Source organism: Pseudomonas eucalypticola, from assembly GCF_013374995.1.
Lineage (GTDB): Bacteria > Pseudomonadota > Gammaproteobacteria > Pseudomonadales > Pseudomonadaceae > Aquipseudomonas > Aquipseudomonas eucalypticola.
The window spans coordinates 5,944,862-5,964,954 of the sequence record NZ_CP056030.1; the positions used below are offsets into that span (position 1 = coordinate 5,944,862).

Below are 20,093 nucleotides of genomic sequence, written 5' to 3' on the forward strand. Positions count from 1 at the left end.
TCGACTTACAACGGCTTGACGGTGAACAGGCCATCTTCGTGGCCTTCTTCCGACCCGCTGTAGACCTGTTCGGCCACGGTGCGGATCTTGCTGCCTCGGGCGGCCAGGATCTGGTCCATGGCACCGGCGAACCAGCCGGTGAACATGTAGTCGACCTTGCGCCCGACCTTGCCGTACACGTACACGAAGCACGAATGCTCCAGCTTCACGCTGGCGGTGCCCTTGTCGAGGTCGATGTCCTGGATCTTGAACAGGCCCCAGCCGCGCTGGGACAGGCGTTTCATGTAGTGCTCGAACACCGCCACGCCTTCCAGGCCATGGCACTCGGCTTCCTTCTCGCACCAGTGCCAGGCGGATTTGTAGCCGGCCTTGTAGAGAATCTCGGCATAGGCGTCGGCACCGAGCACTTCCTCGATGCCCATGTGGTTATTGACGAAGAAATGCCGCGGCACGTACAGCATTGGCAGGGCATCGGAGGTCCAGACACCGGTCTCGCTGTCGACTTCGATAGGCAATTGCGGGGCGATCTTGGCCATGGAAACTTAACTCCAGAAAATTGAAATGAGGTGATGAGGCGGGTTAAGGCGTTACTCGCCCCACACATCCTTCAGAACGTTGACCCAGTTTTCGCCCATGATCTTGCGCACCACACGCTCGCTGTGGCCGCGCTTGAGCAGGGTTTCGGTCAGGTTCGGGAATTCGCCCACGGTGCGGATGCCCAGCGGGTTGATGATCTTGCCGAAGTTGGTCAGGCGCCGGGCGTAGCCCTTGTCGTGGGTCAGGTATTCGAAGAATTCCTGGCCATGGCCCTGGGTGAAGTCGGTGCCGATGCCGATGGCATCTTCGCCGACGATGTTCATGGTGTATTCGATGGCTTCGGCGTAGTCATCAATGGTGGAGTCGATGCCCTTGGCCAGGAACGGCGCGAACATGGTCACGCCAACGAAGCCGCCGTGGTCAGCGATGAACTTCAGCTCTTCATCGGACTTGTTGCGCGGGTGTTCCTTCAGGCCCGAGGGCAGGCAGTGGGAGTAGCACACCGGTTTCTTCGATTCGAGAATCACTTCCTCGGACGTCTTGGAACCGACGTGGGACAGGTCGCACATGACGCCCACGCGGTTCATCTCGGCGACGATTTCGCGGCCGAAACCCGACAGGCCGCCGTCGCGCTCATAGCAGCCAGTACCCACCAGGTTCTGGGTGTTGTAGCACATCTGCACGATGCCCACGCCCAGTTGCTTGAACACCTCCACGTAGCCGATCTGGTCTTCGTAGGCGTGGGCGTTCTGGAAGCCGAACAGGATGCCGGTCTTGCCCAGTTCCTTGGCCTTGCGGATGTCGGCGGTGCTGCGCACGGGCATGACCAGGTCACTGTTTTCCCGCATCAGTTTCTGGCTTTTGCAGATGCTGTCCACCGTGGCCTGAAAGCCTTCCCACACCGAGACCGTGCAGTTGGCCATGGTCAGGCCGCCCTTGCGCATGTCCTCGAACAGCTCGCGGTTCCACTTGGCAATGATCAGCCCGTCGATAACGATGCTGTCGGCGTGCAATTCGGCTGGGCTCATCAGGCTGTCCCCTCTTGGTTCAAGACGCGCGCCGAATCGTGTGCCGGCGCTTTGGAGCCAGCATATGCCTGCGCGCCAAAGCGTCCGGATGCAAAAACGACAGGGGAATCGCTGAAAGCGTCAACGGGCGGATTTGCCCTGCCTGCGAGGCAGGACGGAAGGCAGTCCTGGAGGCCTTACCCTTTTGCAGCTGTATAGCTCGCCGCTTAGGTTAGGTGAGGCCGCCCAGGATGGGCGGCTCCGTTCACGACAGGAGCCATCAATGAACGCGCATGAAAAAGCGATTTATCGAGATCAGTTGCAATCCCTGGCAGAGGAATTCAAATCGCTGGTGCCCAAGCCTGCGGGAAGGATCGCGACACGCGCTGCCAGTTCGCGCTTCGACCTGCCTAGCGCGGCGCACCGCAACGTTGCAGGGGTGCTGGAGGACTCGATCCTGGCAGCGGAAAAAGGATTGAGTGACGAGCAGGTGCGCGGTATGTCGATGGCCATGCATTTGGCCTACCTGATCGCACGCGAAAACGGGCAGGTAGCCGGCCTGGTGTGGAATTCGAACTATCAGCGAACGCTGGAGCGGCTTGGCTGGAAAACCAGGATCAATACGCTGATCTATAATTCAGATTTACGCAAGAACACAGCTTACGAGGACGTGCTCGGCCGGATAGCTGAAATCATCGGCTGCCACTCCACCGCGCCCCTAGCCAAACAGGCGGTCGCCCGACTGGAGCAGAACCCTGCAGCCCACGAGCTGATAAAGAAGAACAGTAGAATAACCGGTAACCAGCACGGTTTCGTCTTCACGCCCATGCCCTCCCTCGGCAGCGACAACGAGATGCAATTCGGGGCAGCGTATTCACGGGCATTTTATGTCAATGACAAGCCGACCCTCGGCTCATCCCCTACCGGCGTATTCCTGGTGGGTTCGGCCATGTTGTTCAAACTGGAAGCCGCGAAGTTCGAAATGATGATGGAAGTCGTCGAGCCTGCGCTTATCACGTTCTCCCGGCGCAAGTTCGAGGAAATACGGCTGTGAACCGCAGCGAGGTGGATGTAAACTTTTCACCCGGTGGCCACTGGTCATTGCCCACCACCTAGGCCAGAATCCCCGCCATCGTTATCGCAATTTTGGCGGGGATCTCGCACATGAAATCTTGGTTACTGGTATTGGCTCTGGCTTCCCTGGGGGCCCACGCGGCTGAAGACGGCCCTACCCCCTGCGACAACGTTGACGACAGCAAAGCCAGCCTGGCCTGCTCGGCGTACAACAAGAAAACCGCCGAAAGCGAGCTCAAGGATGCCTACAAGGACCTGCTCGACCGCGCCAAGACCAACTTCAGCGGTGAACCTGCCAAACAGGCCAAGATGAAGGACCTGATCGGCGCTGCCGAGGCCCAGTGGGAAAAGACCCGCGATGCCGACTGCGCCATCGAAACCTTCGAGGCCAAGCCCGGTACCCCGGAATTCACCACGGCCCAGGACGACTGCATCGCGCAAAAGAGCGACGAACGGTCGGAGTACCTGCAGACCCTGGCCAATCCGGGTGATGAAGGCGACGTACCCGAGCAGTAACCCCCTCGTTGACAAGGCTTACCATGAAAATCTGCGGCATCGACATCAAGGCCAGCGAAGCCATCTTCGCCCTGGCCAGCCAACAGGGGGGCGCACTGGAGCACCTGGCCCTGCCCCTGAAGAAACTGGCGCTGGAGGACGATGAGGATGCCGCTCAGGTGAAAGCTTTCGCCCGCCAGGCGGCCGAATTCGTCAGCGCCAACGGCATTACCCATCTGGCCATCAAAAAGCGCAGCAAGAAAGGTGAGTTCGCCGGCGGCCCCATCACCTTCAAGATCGAAGGCATCCTGCAATTGCTGGACGGCTGCGAGGTGCAACTGGTGTCGCCGCAAACCCTCAACGCCCAGGCCAAGAAGCACGACCTGGTGCTGCCCGCGACGTTGAACAAATACCAGCATGATGCCTACAAGGCCGCGTGCGCGCTGCTGCTCAAAGCCAGCAAATAAGCCGCAGCCTCAATGCACGGCGGGATCATGCCGTACCCCACTGCGCCGCTCTTCCCGGGGGCAGCGCGCGAACCGTGCCCGGTAGCTGCGCGTGAAGTACGAGGCGGATTCGAAGCCGCAGGCAATGCTGACCTCCAGCACGCTCATACCGGTCTGACGCAGCAGTTGCCGGGCTTTTTCCAGGCGCAGGCGCAGGTAGAAGGCGCTGGGCGTGTCATTCAGGTGCAATTTGAACAGCCGCTCCAGCTGTCGACGGGTGACACCGACGGCTTCTGCCAGCGCCAGGGTGCCGAGCGGTGGCTCGGTGTGCTGTTCCATTTCGCCAATCACGTGCACCAGCTTCGGGTTGCTGACCCCGTAGCGCGAGGCGATCTGCATGCGCTGGTGATCCTGGCGGGGGCGGATGCGCCCCACCACGAACTGCTCGGAGACTTCGATGGCCAAACCGCTGCCATGGGCCTGGGCGATCAAGTCGAGCATCAGGTCGATCGAAGCGGTGCCTCCCGCTGAAGTAATGCGCCGCCGGTCGATCTCGAACAATTCCTGGGTGGCCTGCAGGTGTGGATAAGTTTCCTTGAACGCCTCCAGCGCCTCCCAGTGCAAGGTAACCCGATGGCCGTCGAGCAGGCCGGCCTGGGCCAGGATGAAAGCACCCGTGTCGATGCCACCCAGGGTCACGCCGTTATGGTCCAGGCGGCGCAGCCATTGCTGCAACGCCGCCGTACTGGCCTTCAACGGTTCGAAACCGGCCACTACCAGCAAGGTAGCGCCCGGCGCCAGCGCTTGCAGCGCTCCATCGGCGTTCACCGACATGCCGTTGCTGGCCAGCACCGGGCCGCCATCCAGGCTCAGGACGTGCCAGCGGTACAGCTCGCCACGAAAGCGGTTGGCCACCCGCAGCGGCTCTACCGCCGAGATGAAACCGATGGCCGAAAAACCTGGCAGCAATAGGAAGTGATAGTCCTGGGACATGGCCGCTCTCGTGCAGTGAAGCCCCGTTAATACGCCGCAGGTCGCCGCTGTGCAAGTGCGGGTCGCCGCAGTGCGAATTCTGCAAAGCGAGGCAAGCTACCTTGTGGTCCAGGGTGCGCAGACGCCACCCCCATAACAATCAGAACTGCCGCCTGAGGAGCCATCATGAAAAGACTGATCAGCTGCTGTCTGCTGATGCTCACCGGTACCGCGGTGCTCTCGGCCGCCCAGGCCGCCGAACCGCAAAGCTGCAAGAACGTGCGCCTGGGTGTGGTGAACTGGACCGACGTGATGGCCACCAGTGCCATGACCCAGGTACTGCTCGACGGCCTCGGTTACCAGACCAAACAGACCAGCGCGTCGCAGCAGATCATCTTCGCGGGTATTCGAGACCAGCGACTGGATATGTTCCTCGGGTACTGGAACCCGCTGATGACCCAGACCATTACCCCTTTCGTGGAACAGAACCAGGTGAAAGTGCTGGCCGAACCGAGCCTCAAGGACGCCCGCGCTACCCTTGCGGTGCCCACCTACCTGGCGGAAAAAGGCCTGAAGACATTCAGCGACATCGCCACATTCAAGAAGGAGTTGGGGGGCAAGATCTACGGCATCGAGCCTGGCTCGGGTGCCAACAAGCAGATCAAGGACATGATCGCCAAGAACCAGTTCGGCCTCGGCGACTTCCAACTGGTGGAGTCCAGTGAGGCGGGCATGCTGTCGGCCGTGACCCGCGCGACCCAGCGCAATGAGGCCATTGTGTTCTTCGGCTGGGCGCCGCACCCCATGAACGTGAACCTGAAGATGACCTACCTCAGCGGTAGCCAGGACGCGCTAGGCCCGAACGAAGGCATGGCCACGGTGTGGACGGTCACTGCGCCGGACTATGCCAGCCGTTGCCCCAATGTCGGCAAATTGCTCACCAACCTGACCTTCAGCGCCGCCGACGAGAGCCGCATGATGCAGCCGCTGCTGGACCACAAGGACGCCTTGGCCTCAGCCAAGGCCTGGCTCCAGGCGCACCCCGAAGACCGGAAACGCTGGCTGGCCGGTGTGACCACCTTCGACGGCAAGCCGGCCGAACAGAATTTGCAACTCACCTCTACCCCCTGACTGATCCCGTTTACGCCCTGGTGGGGCCGGCTCGCCGGCTTCACCGGGAGGCGTGCGCCTGCCATAAAGGAGATAGCATGAACCACGACGTCATTATCACCTGCGCCCTCACCGGTGCCGGCGACACCACCGGCAAGAGCCACCTGGTACCCATCACCCCCAAGCAGATCGCCGCCGCCGCGGTGGAAGCCGCCAAGGCCGGCGCCACTGTTGTGCACTGCCACGTTCGCGACCCGCACACCGGCAGATTCAGCCGAGATGTGGCGCTGTACCGGGAAGTGATGGCGCGCATTCGCGAGGCCGACATCGACATCATCGTCAACCTCACCGCTGGCATGGGCGGCGACCTGGAAATCGGCTCCGGCGAAACCCCCATGGAGTTTGGGCCCGGTACCGACCTGGTTGGTCCTCTGACCCGCCTGGCCCACGTGGAAGAACTGTTGCCGGAAATATGCACCCTGGACTGCGGCACGCTCAACTTCGGCGACGGCGACAGCATTTACGTTTCAACACCCGCCCAACTGCGCGCCGGAGCCAAGCGCATCACCGAGCTGGGGGTGAAGGCCGAACTGGAAATTTTCGACACCGGCCACCTGTGGTTCGCCAAACAGATGATCAAGGAAGGCCTGCTGCACGATCCGCTGTTCCAGCTATGCCTGGGCATCCCCTGGGGCGCGCCGGCCGACACCACCACGATGAAAGCCATGGTCGACAACCTGCCCGCGAACGCGGTGTGGGCCGGCTTCGGTATTGGCCGCATGCAAATGCCCATGGCCGCGCAAGCGGTGTTGCTGGGCGGCAACGTGCGCGTGGGCCTGGAAGACAACCTGTGGCTGGAAAAAGGCGTACTGGCAACCAACGGCCAACTGGTGGAACGCGTCAGCGAGATCCTTGTCCGCCTGGGCGCTCGCGTACTCACACCGGCCGAAGGCCGAGCCAAGATGAACCTGATTCGTCGCACCTGAGGACTCGCCATGACCTTCATCACCGAAATCAAAACCTTTGCCGCCCTGGGCAGCGGTGTCATCGGCAGCGGCTGGGTTGCCCGCGCCCTGGCCCACGGCCTGGACGTGGTCGCCTGGGACCCTGCCCCCGGCGCTGAAGCGGCGCTGCGCAAGCGCGTCGCCAACGCCTGGCCGGCCCTGGTGCAAAACGGCCTGGCAGCGGGTGCGTCTCGGGAACGCCTGCAATTTGTCGACACGGTGGAGGCCTGCGTGCGCAACGCTGACTTCATCCAGGAGAGCGCCCCCGAACGGCTGGACCTCAAGCTGGAGCTTCACGCCAGGATCAGCGCGGCGGCCAAGCCCGATGCGCTGATCGGCTCCAGCACTTCGGGCCTGCTGCCCAGTGAGTTCTACGAAGGCGCTGTCCACCCGGAACGCTGCGTGGTAGGCCATCCCTTCAACCCGGTTTACCTGTTGCCGCTGGTGGAAGTGGTGGGCGGCCAGCAGACGGCGCCCGAAGCGGTGCAGGCGGCGATCAAGGTCTACCAGGCACTGGGCATGCGCCCGCTGCACGTGCGCAAGGAAGTGCCCGGTTTCATCGCCGACCGGCTACTGGAAGCGCTGTGGCGCGAAGCCTTGCACCTGGTCAACGACGGGGTAGCCACCACCGGTGAAATCGACGATGCCATTCGCTTCGGCGCTGGCCTGCGCTGGTCGTTCATGGGCACCTTCCTGACCTACACCCTGGCGGGCGGCGACGCTGGCATGCGCCACTTCATGAACCAATTCGGCCCGGCCCTGAAGCTGCCCTGGACCTACCTTCCCGCGCCGGAACTGAGCGACAAACTGATCGATGACGTGGTCGACGGCACCACCGAGCAATTGGGCAGGCACAGCATCAGCGCCCTGGAACGCTACCGCGACGACTGCCTGCTGGCAGTACTGGAAGCAGTGCGTGCGACCAAGGCCAGACATGGCATGGAGTTCAGCGAATGATCACCTACCAAACGCCGGTGCTGGAAGAGTGGGTGGACTACAACGGGCACCTGCGCGATGCCTTCTACTTGCTGATTTTCAGCTATGCCACCGACGCCTTCATGACGGAAATTGGCGTGGACCCCATCAGGGACCAGCATTCACTGTTTACCCTGGAATGCCACCTCAACTACCTGCACGAAGTAAAACGCGATGCCCTCGTGCAAGTGCGCACGCAGGTCATTGCCCATGACAGGAAGCGTTTGCACCTTCACCACAGCCTGATGCTCGCAGATGAAAGCGCCCCAGTTGCCGTGACCGAACAGATGCTGCTGCACGTGGATTTGAACGGCCCCCGTTCCGCCGACTTCAACGCCACGACAGTGCACCGGTTGAACAGCGTCATCGAGCAACAAACGCACTTGCCAGCCCCTTCCCACTGCGGCAGAACCATTGGTCTCGACCCGAATTGATCATGAACGTGACAAACTTTCCCTCTCGCCAAGGTGCACCGTCATATTTATCGTGAAGCCACCTGAAGACTCATTCTTCCGGACGTGTTTTTTTGAAAAGGACTTCATTATGCTTATTACCACTGACACTTCCATTACCCAGCGACTGGCGGCCTTCGAGGCATTGGCATTACCAGACTATGCCGAAACCGGTATAGGAACACGGGCAATTCTGGAAGACGAAGACGACTACGCGCCTGAGGAATCCGAACGTCGTGGCGTGGTGGCCGGCAATGCAATCAACACCTTCGAGGGTGAACTTTCGCTGCCCAACGAGCGTGACCTGAACAACATGGGCCGCTATGCCGAAGCCGTTGCCAATCGCCAGGTCGACAAGGAAAAGGATATACGCCAATGGTACAGAAAGTACACCGAGGTCATGGGTGTCCTCGGACTTGGCCTGCAGAGCTTTGGGTTTGAAGAACGAGGCACCACCGACGCCTCGGTGAAAGTCGATGCCGTCGCCCTGAAGCTGCTGGGCGGCGCCGCTATGGGCGCAGGCAAAGCCGGCCAGATCCTGGTTGCCAGCATCAAGGACGCCCTGAGCGCCATCAAGGATGACCAGAAAGCCCTGGGGTTGTTCGAAAAGCAAAGCAGTAACACGAAAGGCGCAAACTTCCAGATGATGCCTGCCGGGCAGAAAGCCAATGGTAGTTGCGTGGTATTGTTGGCCTGTTCCTACTTCCACAGTTCGATCAACAAAGGCAAAGTGCTGTTCGTCTCATGGAACAAGTCCAAGATCAATATTTACGGTTCCGCGCAACGGACCATGTTCATTCGCGATGACTACGATGACGAAATGCGCACGGAAGTCGCGCGGTGGTTGAAGAAAAACGCCAAATACCAGTTCGCCAGCTTCAAGTTGCCGGATGATGAAAAGTAAGCACTGAAAAAAAGCCCCGATCCAGCCGTATCCGGATCGGGGCACAGTGTGTTGCGTTCAACGTAACGAAGTCGACCAAACCCGCACGCTGGAAGCCCGGCCAGTGTGCCCCGCGCCATGGCCCGTCAGTTAGCTGAAAACGACGTGCTCATGCCCACGGCAGCCACGCCGACAATCGCCTCTTGCCGTGCCGCCGGGGCGCTTCCAGAATCGCCCCAAGCCCCTTCGGAAAAAGGACTCGCCTCATGATGCACGTGGATCTGATTGACCAGGACGACCTGCTCGGCCAACTCAAGGCCCTGGGCTTCGACATGCCGGCCGGCGCCAGCGCCGAACAGGCCTGCGAATGCGCGGTGCGAGGCTTGAGCGAGGCGCGAGCGAAGGCCTTGCGCAAACTGGTCGAGCAGCTGCTTACCGGCAGCGCCACCATTCTGCCGGCCGTGCGCCAGGCCATCGACAAGCAGTTGCTGCCGGCGCTGGCGCAGTACCAGCAAACCCGCGGCTGAACCTTCCCTGCTGGCCCGAAACCGGCGGGCCAGACGCTTTCGCATCAGCACAGCATAAACAGAACACATACCTGCATAACCGTTTCGCGGCAGACTTGGGGTAAAACTGGTCGTACCGTCTCTTTACAGCGCCTTGGCGCGATGAAAATAAAGAGAGTGATGCCCATGAACCAGCGTGCAGCCGTTGACGTCAAGGCGTGGATCGACACCCGTGCCATCTCCCCCTATCAGTGGCTGGTGCTTGCACTGTGCTCCTTGATCATCCTGTTCGATGGCTACGATGCGGCGGTCATGGGCTTCATTGCCCCTGCCCTGTCCCAGGACTGGAGCCTTGCGCCGGCCCAGATGGGCCTGATCCTCGGCGCCGCGATGTTTGGCGTAGCCCTGGGCGCGCTGGTGGCCGGCCCCTACTCCGACCGCCTGGGCCGCAAGCGGGTGCTGCTGGTGTCCATTGCCAGCTTCGGTTTGTTCAGCGTGCTGTGTGTGTTCGCTCGCAACCCCTATGAAATGGCGTTGCTGCGCTTCCTGACCGGATTGGGCCTGGGCGCCGTGATGCCCAATTGCGTGACGCTCGTGTCGGAATACATGCCCGAGCGCCGTCGCGGCCTGTTGATCACCCTGATGTACTGCGGTTTCAACATCGGCTCCGGCGCGGGCGGTTTCATCGCCGCCGGGCTGTTGCCACACGGTGGCTGGAAGGCGGTTTTGCTGGTGGGGGGGCTTGGTCCACTGCTGACACTGCCGATACTTGTCTGGCTGCTGCCCGAGTCGGCGCTGTACATGGTGGTTCGCAACCATGCCCAAGGCAGTATTGCTGGGGTCCTCGCCCATATGGGCGGTACCTTCGCCCACGGCACGCGCTTCGTGCTCAAGACCCCGGCCATCGACAACAAGGCCCAGGTCCTCAAGCTGTTTTCCAAAGGCTACGCCCAAGGCACCTTGATGCTGTGGCTGACCTATTTCATGGGGCTGTTCGTGATTTACCTGCTCAACGGCTGGCTGCCGACCATCATGCGCACCAGTGGGCTGAGCCTGGAAAAAGCCGCGGTCACCGCCGGCTTGTTTCAGCTGGGCGGCACCCTGGGTGGCCTGCTGGTGGGCAGCCTGATGGACCATTTCCAGGCGCGCAAGAAGGTCATCGGCCTGTTCTATCTGCTGGGCATGTGCTGCCTGCTGGCCGAGGGCATCTTCGGGTTTGGGCCAGCGGTCCTGGGCATGCTGGTGTTCGTCAGCGGCCTGTGCGTGAACGGTGCGCAAACCGGCCTGCAAGCCTTCTCGCCCACCTTCTACCCCACCGACATGCGCGCCACGGGGGTCAGCTGGATGCATGGCATTGGCCGTAGCGGCGCTATCATCAGCTCGTCCATGGGCGGCCTGCTGCTGGGTGCGTTCCCTGGTACCACCAGTATCTTCATCGTGTTGTCGGTGCCAGCGCTGTTCGCCGCGCTGGCCATCGTCAACCACCGCAATGCCGTAGTGACTCCACCGCTCAAGCCTGCCCCGCGCCTGCTTGAAGCACCTGCCCGATGAGTGATTCATGAGCGTATTGACCCAACCCAAGATCGACTGCCACCACCACATCTTCGACCCTGCCCGGTTTCCGTACGTGGCCGATACCCAGTACCGCCCCGAGGGCCATGAACTGGGTACCGCAGCGCATTACAGCGCGGTGATGCAGGCCTACAACATTCGCCACTCGTTGATCGTGGGCCCTACGTCGGGCTACAACACCGATAACCGCTGCCTGCTGGCGGCGCTCGCCGAACGCCCGGGGCGGTCCAAGGGCATCGCGGTGGTGCCGCTGGATATCGCCAGCGATGAGCTGGCGGCGCTCAAGGCGCAGGGCGTGGTCGGCATCGCGTTCAACGTCGCCATGCTCGGCACCGCACCGTTCCTGGATGTGGACGGCCTGATGGGGCGCCTGGCCGAACTGGAGCTGTTCGCCCAGGTGCAGGTGATGGACGATCAGTTGCCCGCGTTGATGCCATTGCTCAAGCGCAACCGCACGCCGCTGCTGATCGACCACAGTGGCCGCCCGGACGTACGCGCCGGCGTTGACCAGCCGGCGTTCCAGGCGCTGCTGGCGCTGGCCGGCCAGGAACGCACCTTCGTGAAGTTGTCGGGGCTGTCGAAGTTTTCCCGCCAAGCCTATCCCTGGTCCGACGGCCATCCCTACCAACGGGCACTGCTGGAAGCGTTCGGGGCCGAGCGCTGCATGTGGGGTTCGGACTGGCCGTTCCTGCGCGCCAACGAACGCATGGACATCGGCAGCCTGTTGCTGCTGCTAGAGCAGTTGTTCCCGGATGAAACCGTGCGCGAACAGATACTGTGGAGCACGCCCAAGCATCTGTTCGGCTTCGCCGATAGCCTCAGATCCTGACGCTGGCGAACGTCGACTCGTTGCGCGCCTGGCTCAACGCCGACATCGGCCCCGACAGCGGCGCCAGCACCATGGCCTGCGGGATCGGCATCATCGCCACTTGCTGGGTGGTGTTGGACCCCACGCGCTCGTCACGTGGCGGAATGCCGAAGTATTCGCGGTAGCACTTGGAAAAGTGCGGCGTAGACACGAACCCGCAGACCGACGCCACCTCGATGATCGACATGGGCGTCTGCTTGAGCAGTTGCCGGGCGCGGATCAAGCGCAGCTTGAGGTAATAACGCGACGGCGAGCAATGCAGGTACTTCTGGAACAGCCGCTCCAGCTGGCGGCGCGAAACCGACACGTACACCGCCAGCTCATCCAGGTCGATGGGCTCTTCCAGGTTGGCTTCCATCAGCGCGACGATTTCCTGCAGCTTCGGCTGGTTGGTGCCCAGCATGTGCTTGAGCGGCACGCGCTGGTGGTCCTGTTCATTGCGAATGCGCTCGTAGACGAACATCTCCGAGATGGCCGCCGACAGCTCGCGACCATGGTCGCGGCTGATCAGGTGCAGCATCATGTCCAGCGGCGCGGTGCCGCCCGAGCTGGTGAAACGGTTGCGGTCCAGGGTGAACAGGCGCGTGCTCATGGCCACCCGCGGGAAAGCCTCCTGCATGGAGGCCAGGCATTCCCAGTGCACGCTGCAATCGAAACCGTCGAGCAGACCGGCGCACGCCAGCGCCCAGCTGCCGGTACACACCGCGCCCAGGCGCTTGGACTGGCGGGCCTGGCTTTGCAGCCAGGTGACGTGCTCGCGGGTGACCGTGCGCTGTATGCCGATACCGCCGCACACAATCACCGTGTCCATGGCCGGCGCCTTGTGCATGGCCGCGTCCGGGGTGATCTGCAGGCCGTCGCTGGCCCACACCTGCCCGCCGTCCACGCTCAGGGTGGTCCAGCGATACAGCTCGCGGCCGGACAGCTGGTTGGCCATGCGCAGCGGTTCGACTGCGGAGGCCAGGGAAATCAGCGTGAAATTATCCAGCAGCAGAAAGCCGATGGATTGAGGCGTACGGGTCTGGGGTTGGGCCCCGGAGTTGAACGACGTCATCGCGGTATCTCCTCACTCAAAGCGGGTGATGGCCTCAGGCGGAGGCTCTTCTTATCGCCCTGCTCGCAGGAGGGCTTTGCAATGACAACGCAAATGCCATGCCTGAAATTGAATGCCCATTCAATTACTCCTGAAAACGACGTCGCTCTGCGGCCAGTTGCCGCACAAGGCAAAATGCCACCCATGGCGGCGCCCAAGGGCTGTGAGCAATTCGGTAGCACTTGTGTGAAGCGACGGGCGGTGGCCGCGCAACAGTGTCACCGCAAGCACGGGAGGACGGCAGCCAGCGACTGGCCGCCGTAGGAACGATCGTACGAGGCTAAACGCGCCAAAACGTCGCGAGGGAAACCGGGAGTGGGCGAAAAAGGTTCAACATTCGATGGCGCTGACCGCCAGGCCGCCACGCGAGGTTTCCTTGTACTTGTCATGCATGTCGGCGCCGGTGTCGCGCATGGTGCGGATCACCCTGTCCAAGGAGATAAAGTGCTGGCCGTCACCGCGCAGGGCCATCTGCGCGGCATTGATGGCTTTCACCGCGGCAATGGCGTTGCGCTCGATGCACGGCACCTGCACCAGGCCGCCGACCGGGTCGCAGGTCAGACCGAGGTTGTGCTCCAGGCCGATTTCCGCGGCATTCTCCAATTGCGCCGGGGTGGCGCCGAGGATTTCCGCCAAGCCGGCGGCGGCCATGGCACAGGCTGAGCCGACCTCGCCCTGGCACCCTACCTCGGCGCCCGAAATGGATGCATTCTTCTTGCACAGGATGCCAATGGCCGCAGCCGCCAACAGGTAGTCAACGACGTTGGCCTCGCTGACCTCGTCGCTGAACTTCATGTAGTAATGCAGCACCGCAGGGATGATCCCCGCCGCGCCGTTGGTCGGTGCCGTGACCATGCGCCCGCCCGCGGCATTCTCTTCGTTGACCGCCAGGGCGAACAGGTTCACCCATTCCATGGCGCTCATGGTGGAGCCGATCACGTTGGGCTTGTTCAGCTCTTGCAGGCTACGGTGCAGGCGCGCCGCGCGCCGCCGCACATTGAGGCCGCCGGGCAGGATGCCCTCGTGCTTGAGGCCATGCTCCACGCAATCCTGCATGGCATGCCAGAGTTTCATCAGGCCGGCGCGAATCTCCTCCTCGCTGCGCCATACCTTTTCATTCGCCATCATCAACTGCGACACGCGCAAGTCGTTTTTCTCGCACAACTCCAGCAGTTCGACCGCCGTATTGAAGTCGTAGGGCAACACCGTGTTGTCGGCGTCCAGCACGCCACTGGCCGCTTGGGCTGAATCGACGACGAAGCCGCCCCCCACCGAATAGTAGGTATCGCGGTGCAATGGGCGACCTTCGGCGGTTTCGGCGACCAGGGTCATGGCGTTGGGGTGGTAGGGCAGGTTTTCGTCCAGCAACAGCATGTCGCGCTGCCACACGAAGGGGATTGCCCGGGCACCCGCCAGTTGCAGCGTGTCGGTTTCACGCAGGGTGGCGATGTGCAGGCCGATCGTGGAAGGGTCCACTGCATCGGGCCATTCGCCCATCAGCCCCATGATGACCGCGTTGTCGCTGCCGTGGCCGACCCCCGTGGCGGACAGCGAACCGTACAGGCGCACCTCGACGCGTTGCACCTGTTCCAGCTCACCGCGCTCACGCAGGCCCTGCACGAACAGGGCGGCGGCACGCATAGGCCCCACCGTGTGGGAGCTGGACGGCCCGATGCCTATCTTGAACAGGTCAAACACGCTGATCGCCATTGCCGAGCACCTCCTGAATTGGGCAGACCGGGCCGCCACTGCGGCCACTGGCGCAACTGCTACGCTTGAGCGGCGTGCGCCGGATTGCCTTCATCATCAGGCTTCCTGCCACGGGTGCGACGTCTGCAACCGACCCGCCCATGCCCACCAGCGCCCACGCCCACAGGAAGGCGTTTTCAGCGATGCCCGCGGTCGAAAACCACGCTTGCAGGGTTCGGAAAATCTGTAAACGACACCACCGGCACTGGAAGCGACCCCCTATGTACTGGTTACGACCCCCCCTGTAGGCGACGGTTTTTCACTGGTACATGATCAGTCTCGACTCGATTGCACGGCACCCGGTTAGCGCTGTCTCGTTCAAGCGCTGCCCGCCACCCAACCGCGACCAGAAAGCGGGTCAGCCTGAGCAGGCCGCCCGAGAAAAAACATCCAGGAGCGCAACCCCATGAAAGGTTCACCATCGTTGTTGTTGGCCGCCATGTTGAGTCTGCCGATGCTGGCCCAGGCCGCCGAACCGGCCCAGTGCCAGACCGTGAATTTCTCCGACGTCGGCTGGACCGACATTACCGTCACCACCGCGGTGACCAGCGCCGTGTTGCAGTCGCTGGGCTACAAGACCAACACCACCATGATTTCCGTCCCCGTGACCTACAAGTCCCTGGCCGACGGCAAGAACATGGACGTATTCCTCGGCAACTGGATGCCGACCATGGAAAACGACATCAAGCCATACCGCGACGCCGGCACCGTGGAAACCGTGCGCGCCAACCTGGAAAACGCCAAATACACCCTGGCCGTACCGCAGGAGCTGTACGACAAGGGCCTGCATGACTTCGCCGACATCGCCAAATTCAAGAAGGAACTGGACGGCAAGATCTACGGCATCGAGCCGGGCAACGACGGCAACCGTCTGATCCAGAGCATGATCGACAAGAACGCCTTTGGCCTGAAGGATGCAGGCTTCAAGGTGGTGGAATCCAGTGAGGCCGGAATGCTGAGCCAGGTGGACCGTGCGCAGCGGCGCAATACCGCCGTGGTGTTCCTGGGCTGGGAACCGCACCCCATGAACACCCGCTTCAAGATCAAGTACCTGACCGGGGGTGACGACTACTTCGGCCCCAACTTCGGCCAGGCGACCATCTACACCAACGTGCGCAAGGGCTACACCCAGGAGTGCAGCAACGTCGGCCAGTTGCTGAAGAACCTGTCGTTCACCCTGCCCATGGAAAGCTCGCTGATGGGTAATGTGCTGGACGACAAGATGAAGCCGGACGCCGCCGCCAAGGCCTGGCTGAAGAAAAACCCGCAGGTACTGGAAACCTGGCTCGCGGGCGTGACCACCGTGGACGGCAAACCGGGCCTGGAGGCCGCCAAAGCCAAACTGGCGCAGTAACCGCAGAACTTGCGGCGGGCGCACCCGCCGCAAGCCGTTCTTTCAACTTGCATGCGGACGTTCACTACCATGCTGACTGATCATAAAATCCCCTTGGGCGAATACATCGCCGGTTTCGTCGACTGGTTGACGAAGCATGGCGCCACCACCTTCGACGCCATTTCTTCCACCCTCGAAGCCATGATCCACGGCCTGACCTATGGCCTGACCTGGTTCAACCCACTGGTATTGATCGCGCTGATTGCCGCACTGGCGCATTTCATCCAGCGCAAGTGGGGGCTGACCGCTTTCGTGGTGCTGTCATTCCTGCTGATCCTCAACCTGGGGTACTGGCAGGAAACCATGGAAACCCTGGCCCAGGTGCTGTTCGCCACTCTGGTGTGCGTGGCCATCGGCGTCCCGCTGGGAATTGTCGCGGCGCACAAGCCGATGTTCTACACCATGATGCGCCCCGTGCTCGACCTGATGCAGACCGTGCCCACTTTCGTGTACCTGATCCCTACCCTGACACTGTTCGGCCTGGGCGTGGTGCCGGGGCTGATTTCCACGGTGGTGTTCGCCATTGCCGCGCCCATCCGCCTGACTTACCTGGGCATCCGCGACGTGCCCCATGAACTGCTGGACGCGGGCAAGGCCTTCGGCTGCTCGCGCCGCCAACTGCTATCGCGCATTGAACTGCCCCATGCCATGCCGAGCATTGCCGCCGGCATTACCCAGTGCATCATGCTGTCGCTGTCGATGGTGGTCATCGCTGCGCTGGTGGGTGCCGATGGCCTGGGCAAACCTGTGGTCAACGCACTGAACACGGCCGATATCGCCCTGGGCTTCGAAGCCGGCCTGGCAATCGTGCTGCTGGCGATCATGCTCGACCGTATCTGCAAACAACCCGATGCAAAAGTAGGGGGTGACGCATGAGCATAATCCGCTTCGACCAGGTAGACGTCGTCTTCTCCAATAAACCGCGGGAGGCGCTCAGCCTGCTGGACCAAGGCCTCTCGCGGGACCAGATCCTGAAAAAGACCGGCCTGGTGGTGGGCGTCGAGAAAGCCAGCCTGGACATCAACAAAGGCGAGATCTGCGTACTGATGGGGCTGTCGGGCTCAGGCAAGTCCAGCCTGCTGCGCTGCATCAACGGCCTCAACACCGTCAGCCGCGGCAACCTGTACATCGAGCATGAAGGGGCGCAGATCGACATCGCCCACTGCACGCCGGCAGAATTGAAGATGATGCGCACCAAGCGCATCGCCATGGTGTTCCAGAAGTTCGCCCTGATGCCCTGGCTGACGGTGCGCGAGAACATCAGCTTCGGCCTGGAAATGCAGGGCCGCCCCGAGAAGGAACGGCGCCAGCTGGTGGACGAGAAGCTGGAGCTGGTGGGCCTGACCCAATGGCGCAACAAGAAGCCCGACGAGTTGTCCGGCGGCATGCAGCAGCGTGTGGGCCTGGCCCGTGCGCTGGCCATGGACGCCGACATTCTGCTGATGGACGAACCGTTCTCCGCCCTCGACCCGCTGATTCGCCAAGGCCTGCAGGACGAACTGCTGGCCCTGCAGAACAAGCTGAGCAAGACCATCGTCTTCGTCAGCCATGACCTGGACGAAGCGCTGAAACTGGGCACCCGCATCGCCATCATGAAAGACGGCAAGATCATCCAGTACAGCAAGCCTGAAGAAATCGTGCTCAACCCCGCCGACGACTACGTGCGCACGTTCGTCGCCCATACCAACCCGCTCAACGTACTGTGCGGCCGCAGCCTGATGCGCACGCTGGAGAACTGCAAACGCATCAACGGCTCAGTGTGCCTGGACCCGGGTGGCGACTCCTGGATAGACCTGGCCGAGGGCAACACCATCAAAGGTGCGCGCCAGGGCGCCGGGGTGCTGGACCTGCAAAACTGGGCACCGGGCCAAGCGGTCGAAGGCCTGGGCCGCCAGCCGACCCTGGTGGGTGCCGACATCGGCATGCGCGATGCCTTGCAGATTCGCTACCAGACGGGCAACAAACTGGTGCTTCACGACAACAATCGGGTGGTAGGGATATTGGGTGACAGCGAGCTGTATCACGCGCTGTTGGGCAAGAACCTGGGGTGAAGCTGATAGCCTCATCGCGAGCAAGCGTTGCTCGCGATGAGGCCTGAACAGGCGCTACGTCAACGGCGGATGAACTCGCGCCCACCCAGTGCCAGCAACTCGGCCTGCATTTGCTCCAAGCGGTCCTCTTCAGCCTTGGCGTCCTGCTTCATGGCCTTGACCAGGCCCCACATGAACAGCAACAGCACCACCGAGAACGGCAGGCCCGCCAGTACCACCATGGTCTGCATGGCTTCGAAGTTGCCTGCGAACAGCAGGCCGATGGTCACCAGGGTAATGATCGCCGACCAGAGGATACGCAGCCAGTGAGGGGCATCTTCATCCACATCGCCGCCTTTGCACGACAGGTTGGCCATCATCACCGCGCCGGAGTCCGCCGGGGTGAGGAACAGCACGAAGCCGACGAAAATGGCCACGCCGATGACGATCTTCGACGCCGGGAAGTGGTCCAGCAACTGGTACATGGCCATGGACGGCTGCTCCAGCGCGGTCTTGCCCAGCTCTGCTACGTTCTGGTTCATCACCAGGTCCAGGGCGGTATTGCCGAACACCGACAGCCACGCCAGGGTGAAACCCAACGGAATCAGCAACACGCCGAACACCAGTTCACGCACGGTGCGGCCACGGGAAATACGTGCGATGAACATGCCCACGAATGGCGCCCAGGAAATCCACCAGGCCCAGTAGAACAGGGTCCACAGGCCCAACCAGCGTTCCGACTTGGCGGTGTCGCCGGTGTACACGTACAGGTCGAAGGTTTTCAGCACCACGCCATTGAGGTAGTCGCCGATATTCTGGATGAAGCCATTGAGCAGGTGCAGCGTGTCACCGGCCAGCAGCACGAACAGCAGCAGGCCGCTGAACAGGATGATGTTCAGGTTCGACAGGCGACGGATGCCGTTCTCTACCCCCGACACCGCGGCGATGGTCGCCACCGTGCTCATCACCAGGATCACGATCAGCAGGTTGGTGTTGTTGTGCTGCATGCCGAACAGGTGTTCCAGGCCCGAGGACACCTGCATGGCACCGATGCCCAGGTTGGTCACCAGGCCCAGCAGGGTCACGAACATGCCGAACCCGTCCACCGCATCACCGGCCAGGCCCTTGACCCAGCGCTGCCCTACCAGCGGGTACAGCGCCGAGCGCAGCGCCAGCGGCTGATTGTGCCGGTAGGCGAAATACGCCACCGCCAGGCCTACCAGCGCATAGATGGCCCAGCCATGCAGGCCCCAGTGCAGGAAGGTCAGTTGCACGGCCTGACGAGCGGCAGCACTGCTGGCCGAAACGCCCTCGGGCGGGTTGAAAAAGTGATCCAGCGGCTCCGATGCACCGAAGTACAGCAGGGAAATGCCGATGCCAGAGGAGAACAGCATGCCCGCCCAGGCGCCATAGCTGAAGTCGGGGGTATCGTCCTTGGTGCCCAGCTTCAGTTTGCCGAACGACGTGAACGCCAGGCCCACCACGAACACCAGGTAGGCACCGATGACCAGCATGTAATACCAGCCAAAACTTTTCGACAGCCAATCCTGGGCCTGGCCGAGCATATGCCCGGCCTGTTGGGGCGCGGCGATCAGCACCGCGGTGAGCAGCAGTATCAGAATCGTCGATGCGTAAAACACGACGGGGTTGAGCCGAACCCTTTCGGTGGGGTTCTTGATCAAGGAGGCAGAACTCATGGCACAGATGCTCCAGGCAGTGCGAGAGAAGGACACACAGGGACTCATTCCTTAGGCGAATGGGACAATACCCACACGCCCAGGAGTGATATAAAGCACCTCGATTTTTTTCGGGGTGCCATTTGTGCCACTCGGACGCCCGCAAAGCATGTCAATGGCACAAATTGTCGCAGAGCTTATTCTTTGTTGATTGAACGTTCAATCAAAACAAAATAGACTGGTCTTCGCCG

At 61.9% G+C, this 20,093-nt stretch carries 20 protein-coding genes; 14 read left to right on the top strand and 6 right to left on the bottom strand.

All coding sequences use genetic code 11. The features are described from left to right. Nucleotides 1-5: 5 nt before the first annotated feature. On the bottom strand, nt 6-536 hold the full coding sequence (locus HWQ56_RS26675; protein ID WP_158152882.1) for a DUF5943 domain-containing protein: 531 nt from the start codon (nt 534-536) through the stop codon (nt 6-8). Nucleotides 537-587: 51 nt separating this feature from the next. Then, nucleotides 588-1,565, bottom strand: coding sequence for a dipeptidase (locus HWQ56_RS26680; RefSeq protein ID WP_158152883.1), 978 nt, complete (start codon nt 1,563-1,565; stop codon nt 588-590). A 262-nt stretch (nt 1,566-1,827) separates the two neighbouring features. Between HWQ56_RS26680 and HWQ56_RS26685 the strand changes: the two genes are divergently transcribed. From HWQ56_RS26685 to HWQ56_RS26695, 3 genes are all read left to right on the top strand, one after another. Beyond that, nucleotides 1,828-2,598: a hypothetical protein gene (locus tag HWQ56_RS26685; protein WP_176572141.1), complete on the top strand. Its 771-nt coding sequence runs from the start codon at nt 1,828-1,830 to the stop codon at nt 2,596-2,598. Between the two features lie 110 nt (nt 2,599-2,708). Then, nucleotides 2,709-3,134, top strand: a complete 426-nt coding sequence (locus HWQ56_RS26690) for a lysozyme inhibitor LprI family protein (RefSeq protein ID WP_158152885.1) — start codon at nt 2,709-2,711, stop codon at nt 3,132-3,134. 23 nt (nt 3,135-3,157) lie between these two features. Then, nucleotides 3,158-3,580, top strand: coding sequence for a DUF3010 family protein (locus HWQ56_RS26695; protein ID WP_176572142.1), 423 nt, complete (start codon nt 3,158-3,160; stop codon nt 3,578-3,580). A gap of 9 nt (nt 3,581-3,589) precedes the next feature. Here HWQ56_RS26695 and HWQ56_RS26700 read toward each other — a convergent pair whose 3' ends face one another. Continuing rightward, nucleotides 3,590-4,552, bottom strand: a complete 963-nt coding sequence (locus tag HWQ56_RS26700; RefSeq protein WP_176572143.1) for a GlxA family transcriptional regulator — start codon at nt 4,550-4,552, stop codon at nt 3,590-3,592. 165 nt (nt 4,553-4,717) lie between these two features. On the opposite strand from HWQ56_RS26700, the gene choX reads away from it, so the two are divergent. From choX to HWQ56_RS26740, 8 genes are all read left to right on the top strand, one after another. Continuing rightward, entirely contained in the window at nt 4,718-5,662 is a 945-nt protein-coding gene (choX, locus tag HWQ56_RS26705; protein ID WP_158152888.1) for a choline ABC transporter substrate-binding protein, read from the top strand. Between the two features lie 77 nt (nt 5,663-5,739). Beyond that, nucleotides 5,740-6,627 (top strand): 3-dehydrocarnitine:acetyl-CoA trimethylamine transferase CdhC, encoded by an 888-nt coding sequence (gene cdhC, locus HWQ56_RS26710; RefSeq protein WP_158152889.1) that lies wholly within the window; start codon nt 5,740-5,742, stop codon nt 6,625-6,627. 9 nt (nt 6,628-6,636) lie between these two features. After that, nucleotides 6,637-7,602, top strand: a complete 966-nt coding sequence (locus HWQ56_RS26715) for an L-carnitine dehydrogenase (protein ID WP_176572144.1) — start codon at nt 6,637-6,639, stop codon at nt 7,600-7,602. Beyond that, nucleotides 7,599-8,054: a thioesterase family protein gene (locus HWQ56_RS26720; RefSeq protein WP_176572145.1), complete on the top strand. Its 456-nt coding sequence runs from the start codon at nt 7,599-7,601 to the stop codon at nt 8,052-8,054. Before HWQ56_RS26715 ends, HWQ56_RS26720 begins: the two co-directional genes overlap by 4 nt. 52 nt (nt 8,055-8,106) lie before the next feature. Then, nucleotides 8,107-8,976, top strand: a complete 870-nt coding sequence (locus HWQ56_RS26725) for a hypothetical protein (protein ID WP_158152892.1) — start codon at nt 8,107-8,109, stop codon at nt 8,974-8,976. Between the two features lie 245 nt (nt 8,977-9,221). Further along, complete coding sequence (locus HWQ56_RS26730; protein WP_158152893.1) at nt 9,222-9,482, top strand: hypothetical protein; 261 nt, start codon at nt 9,222-9,224, stop codon at nt 9,480-9,482. A 165-nt stretch (nt 9,483-9,647) separates the two neighbouring features. Continuing rightward, entirely contained in the window at nt 9,648-11,012 is a 1,365-nt protein-coding gene (locus tag HWQ56_RS26735) for an MFS transporter (protein WP_176572146.1), read from the top strand. 7 nt (nt 11,013-11,019) lie between these two features. Then, the gene (locus HWQ56_RS26740; protein ID WP_158152895.1) at nt 11,020-11,862 is read left to right on the top strand and encodes an amidohydrolase family protein; all 843 of its coding nucleotides are present in this window, start codon (nt 11,020-11,022) and stop codon (nt 11,860-11,862) included. On the opposite strand, the gene gbdR is transcribed toward HWQ56_RS26740, so the two are convergent. Both gbdR and HWQ56_RS26750 read right to left on the bottom strand, forming a co-directional pair. Next, nucleotides 11,852-12,955 (bottom strand): choline metabolism transcriptional regulator GbdR, encoded by a 1,104-nt coding sequence (gene gbdR, locus HWQ56_RS26745; RefSeq protein ID WP_158152896.1) that lies wholly within the window; start codon nt 12,953-12,955, stop codon nt 11,852-11,854. The two genes, HWQ56_RS26740 and gbdR, sit on opposite strands and share 11 nt — an antisense overlap. Nucleotides 12,956-13,324: 369 nt before the next feature. After that, a complete protein-coding gene (locus tag HWQ56_RS26750; RefSeq protein ID WP_158152897.1) occupies nt 13,325-14,704 on the bottom strand; it encodes an L-serine ammonia-lyase in 1,380 nt (459 codons plus the stop codon). 445 nt (nt 14,705-15,149) lie between these two features. Between HWQ56_RS26750 and HWQ56_RS26755 the strand changes: the two genes are divergently transcribed. The 3 genes from HWQ56_RS26755 (at nt 15,150) to choV (ending at nt 18,187) form a co-directional block, all read left to right on the top strand. Continuing rightward, nucleotides 15,150-16,097: a choline ABC transporter substrate-binding protein gene (locus tag HWQ56_RS26755; RefSeq protein ID WP_158152898.1), complete on the top strand. Its 948-nt coding sequence runs from the start codon at nt 15,150-15,152 to the stop codon at nt 16,095-16,097. Between the two features lie 69 nt (nt 16,098-16,166). Further along, on the top strand, nt 16,167-17,012 hold the full coding sequence (gene choW / locus HWQ56_RS26760) for a choline ABC transporter permease subunit (protein WP_158152899.1): 846 nt from the start codon (nt 16,167-16,169) through the stop codon (nt 17,010-17,012). Then, complete coding sequence (choV, locus tag HWQ56_RS26765; RefSeq protein ID WP_158152900.1) at nt 17,009-18,187, top strand: choline ABC transporter ATP-binding protein; 1,179 nt, start codon at nt 17,009-17,011, stop codon at nt 18,185-18,187. Before choW ends, choV begins: the two co-directional genes overlap by 4 nt. A 59-nt stretch (nt 18,188-18,246) precedes the next feature. On the opposite strand, the gene HWQ56_RS26770 is transcribed toward choV, so the two are convergent. Continuing rightward, a complete protein-coding gene (locus HWQ56_RS26770; protein ID WP_233270806.1) occupies nt 18,247-19,806 on the bottom strand; it encodes a BCCT family transporter in 1,560 nt (519 codons plus the stop codon). Between the last annotated feature and the right edge of the window lie 287 nt (nt 19,807-20,093).

Bases quoted from the DNA above. Each gene is read 5' to 3' on its own strand.
- HWQ56_RS26675 (WP_158152882.1), bottom strand. From the start codon at position 536: ATGGCCAAGATCGCCCCGCAATTGCCTATCGAAGTCGACAGCGAGACC.
- HWQ56_RS26680 (WP_158152883.1), bottom strand. From the start codon at position 1,565: ATGAGCCCAGCCGAATTGCACGCCGACAGCATCGTTATCGACGGGCTG.
- HWQ56_RS26685 (WP_176572141.1), top strand. From the start codon at position 1,828: ATGAACGCGCATGAAAAAGCGATTTATCGAGATCAGTTGCAATCCCTG.
- HWQ56_RS26690 (WP_158152885.1), top strand. From the start codon at position 2,709: ATGAAATCTTGGTTACTGGTATTGGCTCTGGCTTCCCTGGGGGCCCAC.
- HWQ56_RS26695 (WP_176572142.1), top strand. From the start codon at position 3,158: ATGAAAATCTGCGGCATCGACATCAAGGCCAGCGAAGCCATCTTCGCC.
- HWQ56_RS26700 (WP_176572143.1), bottom strand. From the start codon at position 4,552: ATGTCCCAGGACTATCACTTCCTATTGCTGCCAGGTTTTTCGGCCATC.
- choX (WP_158152888.1), top strand. From the start codon at position 4,718: ATGAAAAGACTGATCAGCTGCTGTCTGCTGATGCTCACCGGTACCGCG.
- cdhC (WP_158152889.1), top strand. From the start codon at position 5,740: ATGAACCACGACGTCATTATCACCTGCGCCCTCACCGGTGCCGGCGAC.
- HWQ56_RS26715 (WP_176572144.1), top strand. From the start codon at position 6,637: ATGACCTTCATCACCGAAATCAAAACCTTTGCCGCCCTGGGCAGCGGT.
- HWQ56_RS26720 (WP_176572145.1), top strand. From the start codon at position 7,599: ATGATCACCTACCAAACGCCGGTGCTGGAAGAGTGGGTGGACTACAAC.
- HWQ56_RS26730 (WP_158152893.1), top strand. From the start codon at position 9,222: ATGATGCACGTGGATCTGATTGACCAGGACGACCTGCTCGGCCAACTC.
- HWQ56_RS26735 (WP_176572146.1), top strand. From the start codon at position 9,648: ATGAACCAGCGTGCAGCCGTTGACGTCAAGGCGTGGATCGACACCCGT.
- HWQ56_RS26740 (WP_158152895.1), top strand. From the start codon at position 11,020: ATGAGCGTATTGACCCAACCCAAGATCGACTGCCACCACCACATCTTC.
- gbdR (WP_158152896.1), bottom strand. From the start codon at position 12,955: ATGACGTCGTTCAACTCCGGGGCCCAACCCCAGACCCGTACGCCTCAA.
- HWQ56_RS26750 (WP_158152897.1), bottom strand. From the start codon at position 14,704: ATGGCGATCAGCGTGTTTGACCTGTTCAAGATAGGCATCGGGCCGTCC.
- HWQ56_RS26755 (WP_158152898.1), top strand. From the start codon at position 15,150: ATGAAAGGTTCACCATCGTTGTTGTTGGCCGCCATGTTGAGTCTGCCG.
- choW (WP_158152899.1), top strand. From the start codon at position 16,167: ATGCTGACTGATCATAAAATCCCCTTGGGCGAATACATCGCCGGTTTC.
- choV (WP_158152900.1), top strand. From the start codon at position 17,009: ATGAGCATAATCCGCTTCGACCAGGTAGACGTCGTCTTCTCCAATAAA.